Below are 13,570 nucleotides of genomic sequence, written 5' to 3'. Positions count from 1 at the left end.
ACTTCTCGACGAACAGGACCAACGGACATGCCTCGCGCAGGACTGACACCCGAACGCCTCGCCGTGGCGGGCGCCGAATTGGCCGACGAGGTGGGCTTCGAGCAGGTGACCGTATCGGCGGTCGCCAGAGCGTTCGACGTCAAGGTCGCAAGCCTGTACTCGCACGTGAAAAGTTCGAACGACCTCAAAACCAGAATCGCGCTGCTTGCCTTGGAAGAGATGGCCGACCAGGCTGCCGACGCCGTGGCCGGTCGGTCCGGCCGCGACGCCTTGACCGCCTTCGCGAACGTGTACCGCAACTACGCGAGGTCACACCCTGGTCGGTACGCCGCGTCACAGATGCGCCTCACCCCGGAGGCCGCGGCCGCGAGCGCGGGTTTCAGACACTCGCAGATGATGCGATCGATTCTGCGCGGGTACAACCTCACCGATCTCGATCAGACCCACGCAGTTCGGTTGCTCGGCAGCGTTTTTCATGGGTACGCCAGCCTCGAGCTGGGTGGATCGTTCAGCCACAGTGCACCGGACAGCGCCGAAAGCTGGGCAAGAATCCTCGAGGCTCTCGATTCGATGCTGACCAATTGGCCAGCGTCGAGTCCATGACCAGTCGTGATTATTGCGCGCCAAGTTCTTGCGCCACTTGGTGATCGCACACGGCCAAGAAACCTCGGGCCCACCCCAGGAGCGGCGCCACACAATCGCGCGCTCCCGCAACCACAGGTCGCACTGGGACAGAAGAAGGTCCGAGTAGGCAAGAAGCCGGGCGTGGAGCTCCGCTTAGAGGAGAAGCTTGGCGCGCAGAGAGTCGACAGTGCCCTGGTCGACGCCGAGGCCCTCCCGTACGTAAGTATCCATACCGCCGTAGAGCCGGTCCACCTGTGCATACGCCGCATCGAGCCACGACAGGTCCACCGCGTCGTCCCGGCCCAGGTACGTGTTCGACGCCATGAAATCGGCACTGATGAACTCACGCGGGACACCCAGAATGGTCAGCAGGATCGCGGTACCCCAACCGGTGCGGTCCTTCCCTGCACTGCAGTGGTAGACGGTTGCGCCGTCGGAGTTGTTCGCGATCGCAGTCAGCAGGTCACGGAAGGCGACATCGGAACCACGGTAGTTGACCATGAACGGGTAGCCGATGCTCTGGCCGATGTTCGAGGTTCCCTTGACTGCGCCGTCGATCAACGCGCGACCGAGGGTCAGGGGAACGAACTCGTGGAACGCGATGCCGTGTTCGATACTGACGACGTCGGCGACCTGGTAGGTGACCCCGGCGGGGATCCGATCGGGATCCTCCGCACGTTCGGAGGCGTTGCGCAGGTCGACGTCGAGGGTCAGGTTCGCGGCGGTGAGTTTTGCCAGATCAGTCTCATTGAGCGAGCTGAGCTTGTTGGAACGGAACACCAGGCCTGTCCGGACGGTCCTGCCGTCGGTAGTCCGATACCCGCCGATATCGCGGAAGTTCCGCGCCTCGTCGAGCCTGATCTCGGCCGCGGACGGCGGTGGGATCTCCGGCAGCGGCGGTTGCTCCCCGGACGATCCGAACTGACTCGAACCCAATTGCAGGTCGCCGCTCGAAGCGGAGGCGAGTGTGGGGCCTGTCAGGGCCGCACCCATAGCGACCAGCGCAGCGAGGGCGATTCCGAAGGGGCGCGCCCCTCGGCGGCGCGTGTAGACAGTTGTCACCTTCATCCTCTCATTCGCTGTGCGGGATACCCCGCGCCCCGCAAACTCCCGTGCGAGATTACAAGGGTGGCACGCTCCTCGTCCCGACTTTGCTCCAGAAACCGGACATGTGTTCAGGTGCCCGGCCAGCCGCCATCCTGCAGGAAGAAACTCTTGCCCGTCACTGCGTCGCCATCGACCACGCCGGGCCCGATCGAACGACAGACCGCGGCCGCGGCGGCAGCCGTAACTGCACAGCGCCGAACAACTTCACTGTCGAGCAACTGCACGAATCTCCACCTCGAGCTGGTATCCGTTGGGACGAAATCAATCTCATGCGCTACCGGCCGTCGACCATGACCAGTGCAGGCTGAGGAATGTCGGACGAAGCGTCTGCGAGAGCAGCAAGAGTGCCGTCGAGCGCGACAAGGTCCGCACGACGACCCGGCGCCAAGATCCCCACCCGTCCTTCGTCATGGACCAAGTACGCACTGTCCACAGTCATCGCCTGCACTGCACGCTGCACTCCGATCCGTTGGTGGGCGCCAAGCACGGCACCGCCCATGGTCAGCCGATTCACAGCAGTCCTAATCGTCTGGAGGGGATCCATCGGCGTTATCGGGCAATCCGAGTGCAGCCCGAATTTCAAGCCGATGTCATCGGCGCACGCCAGCGGGTCCAGGTTGCCGGCTCTCTCAGGACCGAGGAAACGGTCACGGTGACGATCGCCCCAATGAAAAACATGGTTGACGAAAAAGCTCACCCCGATCTCGGCATCACGTATCGCCTCGAGATCCGCAGGCCCACTCACCTGGCAGTGCTCGATACGGTGCCGCGCTCGACGTCCGTCACTGCGGTGCGCACTGCGCAGCGCCGCGATGGCGGCGGCTACAGCCGCATCGCCGTTGGCGTGCACCGCGACCTGACCTCCCTCGCGGTGCACCTGGAGAACCATGTCGTCGAGTTGCTCCTGCGGATAGAGCAGATCACCGTGATGGTTCGGGCTGCAGGTATACGGAGTTCGCAAGGCTGCAGACAATCCTTGAATGGACCCATCCGCCCAGAATTTGGCGCCGGCCAGGCGGAAGCGTGACCCTGGGGCCGGTGCAGCCGTGAAAGCGATGTTCCTTTCCTCCAGTTCTGCGATCGCGAGATCACCCCGAAGGAAGCCAACCGTGTGCGCGGGCATCTCGCCCATGGTGTCCAGGGCACGATAGGCGGCCAACTCCTGCATGCCCGCCGACAGGCCGACCCCTAGATCGTGGACGGTCGTGATTCCTCGCGAACGCGCCAGTGTCAAGCTACGCAGCAACGCGGTCTGCACCTCTGCCTGTGTCAGGTCTGGTATCGCGCCACTCAACCGTGCCACGGCGTCGATTTCCCAGGCCATCCCTGTGAGCCTCCCGTCCGCCCCACGCGGAAACTGCGAGTCCCCTGGATCCACCGTCGATTCGTCGATGCCTGCAGTTGCAAGCGCAACAGTGTTTGCCACCGCAAAGTGCCCCGAGATGTGCAGAACGATGATCGGGCGGTCGGTGCAGACTGCGTCGAGGTCATCGCGTGTGAGATGGCGACCTTCTCGAAGTTGTGTGTCGTCGTACCCCCATCCACGTATCCAGCCGTGAGTGGGAGTTGAGTTCCGCAGAGCCCCTTGGATATCCGTGATCGAGGCGCACGGTGGCGTCCGGCAATCAGCCCATCCGTCAGTCAAGCCGGAGTAGGTCGGGTGAATGTGCGACTCGATCAGCCCCGGGATCACAGTAGCGCCGGCGAGATCGAGCCGACGAGTTTCCGGTCCGGTGTACTCCCCCATGTCCTTTCGACTTCCGGTGGCGACAACCAGGCCTCCATCGAGGACGAGCGCCTCAACCTGGGGTGACGCTGCGTCTTGGGTGAGGATTGCATCTGCGGTGAGTAGTGTCCGAGTCATCGGATATCCGCCTTCGCGGTCGGGACTGCGGGGCAAGGCACTGGTGCCGATCGATTTTCTGCACGGAGGCCCGAAACCGCTTCGACAGGAGGCCACATCACCCGGGTGGCGGACACGAACAACACGTTCAGAACAAGGGCTGCGGCACCGATGTTCATGCCTTTGTCCGCCAACCACATCGATACCGTGCCGTGTGTGTCGAGGTACAGCCAGAGCACCAGCACGTCGCCGAGCACCACGCCCATCGCGAGCGCTGCCGGTCGCAGCTTCCACCCGAAGATCATCGTCGCGAACACCACCACGGCCTGGGTCACCCCGTAATACGCGGTATTCACCAGCGTCAGCAGCAATTGGGGTGCGGCGAGGGTGAGGATCAGCGAGAGGCCGAGGTAGGCGACTATGACCCCGCGCACCCACACTCTCTGACGTGATTCGGGTATTCCAGGAACGATGTTTCGCGAGACGATCGAGCCGATTCCCAGCGCCGAGCCACACAGAACAACGATCGCGCACAGTGCCGCACCACCCGCCACCACTCCGGTCAGCCAGTCCGGGAGCACGAGGCGGGACAGTTGCAGGAGGACCTCGTTGGACTCTGCGCCCTCGAGCTTGTTGGGCAGCAATGAAATTGCTCCGAAGGCAGCAGCGACGAGGAAGGGATACATGAGCATGTACAGCGGGTTGAATCGGGCGACTCGCTTGAGGGTTGCCTCGGACTTCGCCGATAGCACGGCCTGCACGATGAAGGGGAAGACGAAAAAGCCGAGTGACTGGAACACAATTGTGGTGAGCACGAAGGTCAGCGACGAACCGGTGACGGTGGATTGCGAGGCCTGCCCGGCCCCATGGGATGCCGCATCGGCAAAGAGCTTCGTGATACCGCCGGATTTGGCCGTGGCGGCCAGTCCGATCAGGATCGCTCCCAGCAGCAGAGCTGCGTCCTTGACGTAAGACACGAACGCCGGTGCACGTACACCCGAAAGCAGGAGGAAGAGCAGAGCAAGCGCAGCGCCGACGAAAACTGCCACCGTCGGGTTGATGGTGATGCCAAGTCCGCTCAGCGCGACCTGGAGGCCGGCAAGCTGCAACTGCCCCCAGGGAATGAGGAAGACTACCGAGGCAATCGCGATTGTCAGTTCCAACCCGCGCGACCGAAAGTGCCGCCCGGCCACATCGGGCAGCGTCATCGCGTTGTACCGCTTACCTGCCCGCCAGAGGTAGGGCGCAAAGAAGTATCCGATCGGATAGGCAAGCAAGATGTATCCGATGAACCAGACGCCGTAGCTTGCCCCGTGGGCGTACACACCGCCGGGGAATCCAATGAGCGTACCGATGCTGTAGGCCTCACCTGCTCCCAGGATGAAAACCAGCACGGGACCGAAAGATCGCCCGCCCACGAGGTAGTCGGAGATCTCTTTTTTGCTTCCACGGCGTGAAAGCACTCCGGCGCCGAGCGCGAGGAGTAGCACGAGCGTAAATGTTGCAGCGATCATGTCGGATCCCCGATCTCGGTCTTGGCCTGAGCCAGTTCGTTTCGTTCCGCTTCCTCGAAGTCCTTGCGGTCAAAGAACTTCCATGCCATGTGGAGACACAACGAGGTCAGCGGCATCCACAGGAAAAGCCACGCGAACAAAATGGGAAATCCGAGAACAGTCAGTTCGGATCCGGAGAGCGCAACTATCCCGCCCAGCACCCCGACGAACGGAACTCCGATTGCGAGCAAGGCACTCTTCGCCTCGTTGGACATGATTGTGGCTCCTTAGCCGTTGATCGATCCGGAGCAGATGAGGCGAGGGGCGTTTTGCCGTCGAATCGTCGTCCGGTCTAGCGTTGAGTGTGCCTCCCGTCACTATGGCGGGACCATGGGTGAACCCCGGAATCCACGACGCTCGTTCGTGAAATTCACGGGACGCAAGACCAAGCACGCACAAAGGAGTAACCCCGTGGACGTAACCGACGTCGAAGAAGAAGACACGATCCGACGGTTGTGTCGCGAGGTTTCCGACGAGCTCGAAGCGCTCACCGAGCGCGCGGTACAACAGATTCGCAGCGAACTCCCGGCCTACTCCGCGGTACCAGTGGCCGAGCAAGGCAACTACATCCGCAAACAGTTGTCCGCAATGCTGTGTGCCGTCGCCGAGAACGAAACGATCACCACAGAAGACACCGACCGAAACCGCGAACTCGGGCGCCGTCGCGCGATGCAAGGGCTCCCCCTCTCCGATGTCATCGAGACCTATCACATTGCATCTCGTGAGCTCTGGGACACGATGGTCCAGCGGTCCACGAAACCAACACACGAGCTGCTGCAAGCAGGCGGCAAACTCTGGGACCTCGTTCACGCCGCGACGAGCGCAGTCGCAGTCGGACACTCCGAGGCAACGCGCAGCGAGCAGGCCATCCGCGCCGGCGTTCGATACCGATTCTTCGAAACACTGCACAGTGCAACGGATATGGAACTGAGCAACGCCCGAGAGCTGGCACAAACCCTCGGATTCGATACACAGAAATCGTTCCAAGCACTGTCGGCCGTCGAGGAGGAATGGTCAGAAGCACAAGTGGAAAACCTGCAACGAACCCTGGATTCCGTGCATGCTGTCGCGCATTGCAGTCGACATGGCTCCCGAGTAATCGTGATGTGTCAGGGCGAACCAACCGAAGTCATCCACGCAATCATGCGAGATCATCCACGAACTTCACTAGGTATCGGGATGCCCCGGGTCGGGCTCGTCGGCGCAGCTCAAAGCATCAAAGACGCCGAGCGCACATTGCAGTTGGCGACAGCGCCGGGCACGACGGTCAGTTTTGCCGACGAATGGCTCATCGCCACTCTTGCCACCCACCAGGACGAGCTGCTGCCGCTTCTACAGGCTGGGGCGTCCGTGGCCGAAGAGCACTCACATCTGATGGATGCCGTCCGCGCCTTCGCCCGAAGCGGGTTCTCCGTCAGCGCTGCCGCCCGTGACATCCACCTGCATGCGAACTCTGTCACGTATCGACTCGACCGCTGGCAGCATCTGACCGGATGGGATGCGCGAACCCTCGACGGCCTGATGAAATCTATCGTGAGCCTCGAACTGTTTCATCGCCGAACGCTCGACCACCATCTGACACCGAACACGCGCCGCGTGTCCTCGGCACGCTGAACCGCGCCCGTGCTTGTCACTCCGACTCGCCGTCGAGACATTGCCCAAGCCAGGCACCCATATCCGACGCAGCGCGGCGGGCAACAGGCGTTGGATGGTTTGTAAATCCATGCGGGACATCAGGATAGAGACGCAAGTCGACGTCGTTTCCGGCCGCCGACAGTCGCGCCACCATGGCAAGGTTCTCTGCCAGGACCACGTCTTCTGATCCAACGACAACGAGGGTCGGCGGCAGGCCGCTGAGGTCGCCGAATGTCGGAGAAATATCCGGAAGAGTGCGATCATCGACATGGCCGACGTAGGCTTCGATGAAGTATTCGTCGCTGATGGTGCGGCCCGCGGGAGTCTGGGCACTGACGTCGTACGTGCCCGCTTCCAGCACCGCACCCGAAAATGCCTTGGCCAGACCTCGATCACGAAGGCGCAGCAACGTCGTCGTCACCAAGGTTGCTCCCGCCGACACGCCACCGATGGCGAGCCTGGTCGTCCCGAACCGTTCGGCAGCGACATCAAGCAGCCACAAGGCGACCGCCTCACAATCGTCCGGCGCTGCCGGCCAAGGGAATTCCGGTGCAAGCCGGTAATCGACGGTAACCACTACCACCCCGACCTCGTCGGCAAGTCTCATGCTTCGGGCGTCAGCGCTGGCCGCTGAACTCATGTAGAAACCCCCACCCGGAAGATACAGATAGACCCCGTTGACATCGCCGTCTTTCGGAGTGACTACGCGCACCGAAACGGATCGGCCCTCGATGTCGAGTGCGTGTTCAACAGCCCGGCTCGCCGTGGGATCAACCACCCTGGATGCTCGCACCACAAGCAGTTCCTGCAGGGAACTCGGACCGACACCGGCAGGCCGCGACGCATAGAACGCTCGCGTACTCGCCAAATCGTCACGAGGCATTTGTTCGATCAGATCAGTCAATGCAAGCTTCACCAGGGCTCCCTCGGGTCGAGACTTGTCGACAATGATGACACCTCCAGCAGGAGCACGTGTCCGACGTGTTCTCGGCAACGCGGGGCCGTGACAGGTATGAGCAAACCGCGCCGGAAAGAGGTCTTCTCACGCTAGCCTCGACTCGGAATTGGACGTTTGTCTAGAAAGGTCGATGGATGCGTGCGCTGTTGCTTGCCACCCTCGCAATCCTGGTCCTCCAGATTGCAACTCCGGCGGCGAACGCTGCACCACCGGATCCGGGCTGGACTCTCCCCCAACTGACCGTCGCAGATCGAACGATCAAGGACGTCGACGGACGAACGGTGTTGCTCCGCGGCGTGAACGCCAACGGTCTCAATGACTACGCAACCAACGGCACCGGTCTACCCACCGTTACGCCGCTGGGAAGAACGGACTTCGCGCAGATGGCAGCGCTGGGCTTCAACGTCGTCCGGCTCAACGTCGCGTGGTCCCTCCTGGAACCGACCCGCGGTGCATTCGACACTGCGTACGTCGACCGCATCCGAGTAGCGGTCCAGGATGCAAAAGACCACGGCATCTACACCGTTCTCGACATGCATCAGGATGCATGGGGCCCGTACGTCGGCACCCCGAGCGACCAGTCGTGCCCGTCTTTCATGGAGCCGGGAGTCGGCTGGGACGGCGCACCCGAGTGGGCAACCCTGACCGGCGGATGGACAACCTGCAACATCGGTGGACTCAGGGAAGCCGCACCCGCGATCGCCCATGCCTTCCAGGCGTTCTACGACGACGAGCAAGGAATCCAGAGTCGCCTCGTCGCGACGTGGGCGCGGTTGGCTGCCGAGTTCAAAGACGAACCAGCTGTAGCCGGATACGACCTGTTGAACGAACCGAACCCCGGCCTGCGCGATCCATTCACGGCAGCTGATCAGATCGGGCAGTTCTACAAGCGGGCCACCGACGCCATCAGACAGGCCGAAGCAGGAGGATTTCCACACCTCGTGTTCTTCGAGCCCAGCGCGATCTGGTCGGCTTTCGGCCTCGACGCGCTGCCTCCACGCCATTACCTGACCGATCCCCTGGTGGTCTTCTCGCCCCATCTCTACAGCGAATCGATAACGGTCAGTAGCGAATTTCCCGGAATCGAAGACGGATTCAAGATCGCCGACCTCGCTGCCGCCTGGTACGACGCACCGTTGTGGACAGGTGAATGGGGTTGGTTCGGCGACGCCGACGAGCAGAGAGCAGACGTCGACCGCTTCGTCGATGCCACCGACAGGTACCGGATGGGCGGCGCGTGGTGGTCGTGGACACAAGCGTGCGGTGACCCCCACCCGGTTCGCGACGGCAATACCCACCAGCCGCAGGGAAATCTGAATCGCATCGACTGCCCGTCCGGTGAATCACTCGGGCTCGTAAAGGGATTCGCCGCGCCACTCTCGCGAGCGTATCCGCGGGCAGCGCCCGGCTCGCTGACGGAGGTATCGCGTGACGGGTTTGACGGGAGCGGCACCGGACGGGTCGAGGCCTGGTACCCCGGCACCGACCGGCCACAGCTCGAGACCACGAATCTCTCCGACGTCCGACTGTCCCCGATCGAGGGCGGATGGCAACTGATCGGTCACGCCGACGGCGACTACGCGGTCAAGCGCGCCTGATCGAACGATCATCCGGGAATCGCGCGTTCACACCACGCGAAAGAGCGGGTATCAGAAGATTCCGCCAATTCCCTTGCCGATCAGAACAACTCCGACGACCAAGATCAACACACTCATCACCGTGGTGTTGTTGTCCTCGAGCCAGACTTTGAGATTGGCCAATGGCTTTCGCAGGCGATCAGCAGCCACCAGGTATCCGATGACCGGGATCGCGACAGTTGAACTGGCGATGACCGTGAATACGAGAATCGAGGTGATCGCTCCGCTGGTCGCCAACGACGCCGAGCCGATCGACACTCCGGCCGCGATGCACATGAGCAGGTTCTTCGGGTTGATCGCGGCGAGCGCGAATCCAAGGCCCAATCCCTTGACCGCGGTCATCTCGTCGACGGCTTGCATCCACTTCGGTGTTTCGTGCTCGCCGCTGCGCCCCCGCCACTGCTTGACCCCGACGGCCAACAGGAGGACACCGAGAGCTAGTTTGATCCACGAAACCGTGGCGGACGGTCCGTCGTCTGACGTGCTGACGGCACTGGACAAGATGACGAAAAGAACTGTAGCGATGAAGATTCCGAGTAACCAGCCCACCGCGAACCCGGCGCTGGTGCTACCCGCTCGCTTGGAGAGCAACATCAAGATGGTGGCGATGACGGCCACCGGCGACACGGCGACACCGACGGCCAACGGGAGAAGTTCTCCGACAACGGAACCCATGTCAAAACTCATTTCTGATTGCGGCAAGCAGGATAGGCGGTAGGCGAGAAAAGCCGCCCCTGTCCGCCACGGCGGACAACAGAGCACAGCCGATACCGCTGCGCGACAATGCTGACACTGCGAGCGCCTGCGTAGTTGATGCCTCATTCGAAAGGGATGAGTGCCTGAACCGCAGGCCTCGATTCCCCACCGAAGATCGCGAAAAGACTTGGTCAACGGTGTGTCGGCTGCGCTCGCAGCAGAGCGCAGCCGACATCATCGAGGAGGATCACCAGACACAATCTCGAGTAGTGACCTCACGCGTAGGGACGGGTTACTTCGCGCAGCCACTGCCCTCGAACGCGAGCTTGGACGTATATTGCCCGTCCGGCAGATACTCTCCCATCACTGCCTTCTCGTCACCGGGCGTCTTGGTGTCGTGTGCAGCGTGGCTGAAGTCCTTGGCCGGCAGCATGTTCCGCATGATCAAGAGGGAATCGTCGGGGTGCCCTGCGCCGTCACCGGCCGGCGAGAGCGAAAGCCATGACACCCCACATTCCTTCGTAGCGTTTGCGGGTCGGTCTTCAGGGAGCGACGCGACAATCGTGTAGCGACCATCCGCATCAGTGGCCATCTGCTCGTCGAACAGACACGTCGCTACCTTCGTCGTTGCCAGCGATTCATTGCTGCACATCGACCAGAACCGCATGTCGACTGCGCTGTCGAGATTCTTTGCGCCGCCTGTCGTCTTCGGAGTCCTCGGCAACTCTCCCCGAAGTACTAGAACTTCGCCGAACCCACGGTTGACTTCGGCGGTGACGTAGCTGTTGTCGATGTTGGAGTACTGCCCGCCCACCCGCTGGGGTGTGCCATCGCATTTGCCGAGATAGGTACAGCCGAGCGTGAACTCGGCGCTGTAGTACGCCCGCCAGACTGGTGTCTGCTCGGAAGGGAATGTCGCAGGCTTGCCCGGTTGGTCACGCAATGCCTTGTACGTGTCCAGCGACAGCGAAGCCGGCTTCAAGATTCCGTTGTCCGCACCGACCGCTGAACACAGATCCTGCCCGCGCAACACCTGACCGCCGGAAAGGTGCAGCTCTGGCTCCGGCAGTCCAACGCCGCCGGTGAGATCACGCCCGTTGTCCGGCAGGTAGATGCGATAAAGCAGGCTTATCCGGTCCTGACCTGGCACACCGGCATACAAGGTGTTGGGTTTCGGCTCAGCAGGCGAGGCCTCGTTGAGGACGGAAGCCGTGTAAGACCTGGCGCTTTCGTTCGATCGACCGGCACCGGGAAGATAGGTGTTGCGCGAACCTGCGTCGGGAGCTGTCGAAATGTCATTGAGGACGGCGGTCGGCATCGCGGTTGCTGCGTTGTACGAGTTCAACGACTGATAGCGCGCATGCGCATACTGCCCTCGGATAACCAACTCGGCGTTCTCGGGGATTGTGAACTGCGCAGCCCAGTAAATCGCCGCGGTGTCAGGAAAGGCGTAGTTGAGCTGTGGGTCCGCGCGCTCGGGATTGATCGGCACGGACCAGAAGCAGGTCGACACCGGATGCTCGACGTCCGGTCCGCCGGATCCGAAATCGACAGAACCAGATTCGGATCCGCTAGCCGAACCGGTTCCTGATCCGGATCCGCTCGACGAGCCGAAATCGACAGATCCGACCGCCGGCGCGGCAACCGCGGACCCAGCCCCGGCAAATACAGTGATCGCGCTCAGCGCCACCGCAGCTACGAGTGTTCTTGATGAATGCATCGCGCTCCTTGTTAGATAGCTGACAAACAGTGATAGAACGATCTAGAGCGAGTACTCCCGGTCCAACGACGAGAGACCGTCACGAGGTCCGCACTCCGCACTACTACTTGGTGGGTTGAAAGTCGTTCGTCAGAGCGCCGCGAATCGCGTCGGTGTCCGACTGAGACCAGTTGTCGGGGTGCAGGATCCGCGCCCACATGTCCGCCGCCTCGGCACCGTAGTTGTGCCCGTGACCTGGCGGAACGTCCGCCGAGAAGACCATGTCGAGTGTCACCTGCCAGAATGTCACGAACGGTATCCACGTCATTCCCGGATCGACATCACGGCCGAGAGGCTCGGCAAGCCAGTCCGGCTTGTTCAGAAGCAGGTCGAAAGACCACCAGACAATTGGGTCGCTGGCGTGCTGCCAGTACATGACGCGTGAGTCGTTCCACGGCGCATCCAGTTCGAGATCCTCCGGATAGGCAGCGAAACGAATCGACTGCCCGTCGTCGATCACCGGCACGGCTTCCCGTGAGCCGGAGTCACGACTGCTGGTGATCTCCTGCCATTGAGCGGTGAAGTTCGGAGTCCCCGACCACAACGCCCCATCCACCCGCGTCGCCATGTCCTGTGCTCCCGCGAACGCGGCCTGTCCCCCGTACGATCCGAGGCTCTCGCCGAAAACGACAAGCTTGGGGCGCTTGTCGAGCGGCAGATCGATCCACTTCGCATAGACAGAGTTGAACAGCGCCCGGCCTGCGGCCATCGGGGTTTCGCGATCGGCGATGAATGCCAAAGGGCTGGGAAGGAACGAGTACTGCATCGCCGCGATGGCGGTGTCGCCGCCCTGGACGTATTCGAAAGCGGACGCCACGTCGTCGTTCACCCAGCCGCGGCCGGTGGTGGTCACTACTGCCAGGACGGCACGGTCGAAGCCGCCGGTGCGCTCGAGTTCGTTGACGACCCGCTGCGCGACACCGTCGACGGAATCCGACGACTCACGGCCGGCGTACACGCGGATGGGTTGCTTCGCGTCCCGGCCGGTCAGCGCGGAAATCTGCACCGCAGACGGCCCGCTACCCACGAAAGTGCGACCCTCCTTGCCCAGCGAATCCCATGCCTCCGCAGACATGGGTGAACCACTGCGTTCGGCGATCAGAGGCTGGTCGATACCATCGGGCGTGTCGTTGTCCGCGCCGGAGAAACTCCAGTTCGCAAAAGCGATGAGCCCGTTGTAGAGGGCACCGTTGACGACGAAGATCGCCAACGCGAAGACGACGACCAAGCTCGCGACTTTCGCTGCTTCCTTGGGAACAAACCGCAGAGCAACGGCAGCGAGTCCTCTGGTGAGATGCCGCAGACCGCGACCCGCCTCCAGCAAGATCAACCACACCACTAGCGAAACCAGCAGCACCAGAAGATAGTTCGCCCGGTTCACGCGAGGCGCCTCGACCAGATCACGGACGATCTGCTGCCACCACGAACCCAAGATCAGAAAAAGAGGCACCAATATCACTGCCAGTACGGCGAGTACGGCCCAACCGATCCGCTTGGTCCGGTCCGACCATGTCGGTTCGACTCCGCATTTGCGGATCATCCACGCCACGCTCACACCGATGCCGTACCCGGTGGCGACGGAAATACCGGTTGCCACGCCCTGCAGGTACCACGCGCGCGGTAAGAGGGACGGGCTCATCGAGAGGACGAAAAACACCAGACCGAACGACAACCCGACCGAGTGCAGCGTCTTGCCGTAGCGCCGCACACCTTCCCACACACGTTTCATGCCCGAATCGTAAGTGCGCCAGAAAGATG

The 13,570-nt window shown here is 62.1% G+C and carries 12 protein-coding genes; 3 read left to right on the top strand and 9 right to left on the bottom strand.

From position 1 onward, the window contains the following. The first annotated feature begins 27 nt into the window (after positions 1–27). Entirely contained in the window at positions 28–603 is a 576-nt protein-coding gene (locus A0W34_RS12740; RefSeq protein ID WP_030535586.1) for a TetR/AcrR family transcriptional regulator, read from the top strand. Positions 604–777: 174 nt separating this feature from the next. On the opposite strand, the gene A0W34_RS12735 is transcribed toward A0W34_RS12740, so the two are convergent. The 5 genes from A0W34_RS12735 to A0W34_RS12720 form a co-directional block, all read right to left on the bottom strand. Further along, the gene (locus A0W34_RS12735; RefSeq protein ID WP_007735104.1) at positions 778–1,692 is read right to left on the bottom strand and encodes a tyrosine-protein phosphatase; all 915 of its coding nucleotides are present in this window, start codon (positions 1,690–1,692) and stop codon (positions 778–780) included. A gap of 107 nt (positions 1,693–1,799) precedes the next feature. Continuing rightward, complete coding sequence (locus A0W34_RS32770; protein ID WP_155419219.1) at positions 1,800–1,955, bottom strand: hypothetical protein; 156 nt, start codon at positions 1,953–1,955, stop codon at positions 1,800–1,802. A gap of 50 nt (positions 1,956–2,005) precedes the next feature. Then, the gene (locus A0W34_RS12730; RefSeq protein ID WP_081557764.1) at positions 2,006–3,595 is read right to left on the bottom strand and encodes an amidohydrolase; all 1,590 of its coding nucleotides are present in this window, start codon (positions 3,593–3,595) and stop codon (positions 2,006–2,008) included. Then, the gene (locus A0W34_RS12725; protein WP_003942149.1) at positions 3,592–5,088 is read right to left on the bottom strand and encodes a sodium:solute symporter family protein; all 1,497 of its coding nucleotides are present in this window, start codon (positions 5,086–5,088) and stop codon (positions 3,592–3,594) included. The genes A0W34_RS12730 and A0W34_RS12725 overlap by 4 nt, the downstream gene beginning before the upstream one ends. Beyond that, positions 5,085–5,342 (bottom strand): DUF3311 domain-containing protein, encoded by a 258-nt coding sequence (locus A0W34_RS12720; RefSeq protein ID WP_003942271.1) that lies wholly within the window; start codon positions 5,340–5,342, stop codon positions 5,085–5,087. The genes A0W34_RS12725 and A0W34_RS12720 overlap by 4 nt, the downstream gene beginning before the upstream one ends. A 196-nt stretch (positions 5,343–5,538) precedes the next feature. Between A0W34_RS12720 and A0W34_RS12715 the strand changes: the two genes are divergently transcribed. Next, a complete protein-coding gene (locus A0W34_RS12715) occupies positions 5,539–6,741 on the top strand; it encodes a PucR family transcriptional regulator (RefSeq protein WP_042922652.1) in 1,203 nt (400 codons plus the stop codon). A gap of 16 nt (positions 6,742–6,757) precedes the next feature. Here the strand turns inward: A0W34_RS12715 and A0W34_RS12710 are convergent, their stop codons facing one another. Further along, complete coding sequence (locus A0W34_RS12710) at positions 6,758–7,678, bottom strand: alpha/beta hydrolase (RefSeq protein ID WP_081557763.1); 921 nt, start codon at positions 7,676–7,678, stop codon at positions 6,758–6,760. 176 nt (positions 7,679–7,854) lie between these two features. Between A0W34_RS12710 and A0W34_RS12705 the strand changes: the two genes are divergently transcribed. Next, positions 7,855–9,318, top strand: coding sequence for a glycoside hydrolase family 5 protein (locus tag A0W34_RS12705; protein ID WP_081557762.1), 1,464 nt, complete (start codon positions 7,855–7,857; stop codon positions 9,316–9,318). A 51-nt stretch (positions 9,319–9,369) separates the two neighbouring features. On the opposite strand, the gene A0W34_RS12700 is transcribed toward A0W34_RS12705, so the two are convergent. From A0W34_RS12700 to A0W34_RS12690, 3 genes are all read right to left on the bottom strand, one after another. After that, the gene (locus A0W34_RS12700) at positions 9,370–10,032 is read right to left on the bottom strand and encodes a GAP family protein (RefSeq protein WP_042922581.1); all 663 of its coding nucleotides are present in this window, start codon (positions 10,030–10,032) and stop codon (positions 9,370–9,372) included. A gap of 313 nt (positions 10,033–10,345) precedes the next feature. Further along, positions 10,346–11,773: a hypothetical protein gene (locus A0W34_RS12695; protein WP_081557761.1), complete on the bottom strand. Its 1,428-nt coding sequence runs from the start codon at positions 11,771–11,773 to the stop codon at positions 10,346–10,348. A gap of 103 nt (positions 11,774–11,876) precedes the next feature. Next, positions 11,877–13,541: an alpha/beta hydrolase gene (locus A0W34_RS12690; protein WP_081557760.1), complete on the bottom strand. Its 1,665-nt coding sequence runs from the start codon at positions 13,539–13,541 to the stop codon at positions 11,877–11,879. Positions 13,542–13,570 lie beyond the last annotated feature (29 nt).

The sequence above is a fragment of the Rhodococcus sp. BH4 genome (assembly GCF_002079265.1).
Lineage (GTDB): Bacteria > Actinomycetota > Actinomycetes > Mycobacteriales > Mycobacteriaceae > Rhodococcus_F > Rhodococcus_F qingshengii.
Note: the sequence above shows the minus strand (reverse complement) of the source record. Positions and strands in the feature narration are given on the sequence as shown.

Excerpts from the sequence above, each read along its gene's own strand:
- A0W34_RS12720 (WP_003942271.1), bottom strand. The coding sequence starts at position 5,342 with ATGTCCAACGAGGCGAAGAGTGCCTTGCTCGCAATCGGAGTTCCGTTC.
- A0W34_RS12735 (WP_007735104.1), bottom strand. The coding sequence starts at position 1,692 with ATGAAGGTGACAACTGTCTACACGCGCCGCCGAGGGGCGCGCCCCTTC.
- A0W34_RS12695 (WP_081557761.1), bottom strand. The coding sequence starts at position 11,773 with ATGCATTCATCAAGAACACTCGTAGCTGCGGTGGCGCTGAGCGCGATC.
- A0W34_RS12740 (WP_030535586.1), top strand. The coding sequence starts at position 28 with ATGCCTCGCGCAGGACTGACACCCGAACGCCTCGCCGTGGCGGGCGCC.
- A0W34_RS12730 (WP_081557764.1), bottom strand. The coding sequence starts at position 3,595 with ATGACTCGGACACTACTCACCGCAGATGCAATCCTCACCCAAGACGCA.
- A0W34_RS12705 (WP_081557762.1), top strand. The coding sequence starts at position 7,855 with ATGCGTGCGCTGTTGCTTGCCACCCTCGCAATCCTGGTCCTCCAGATT.
- A0W34_RS12700 (WP_042922581.1), bottom strand. The coding sequence starts at position 10,032 with ATGGGTTCCGTTGTCGGAGAACTTCTCCCGTTGGCCGTCGGTGTCGCC.
- A0W34_RS12690 (WP_081557760.1), bottom strand. The coding sequence starts at position 13,541 with ATGAAACGTGTGTGGGAAGGTGTGCGGCGCTACGGCAAGACGCTGCAC.
- A0W34_RS12725 (WP_003942149.1), bottom strand. The coding sequence starts at position 5,088 with ATGATCGCTGCAACATTTACGCTCGTGCTACTCCTCGCGCTCGGCGCC.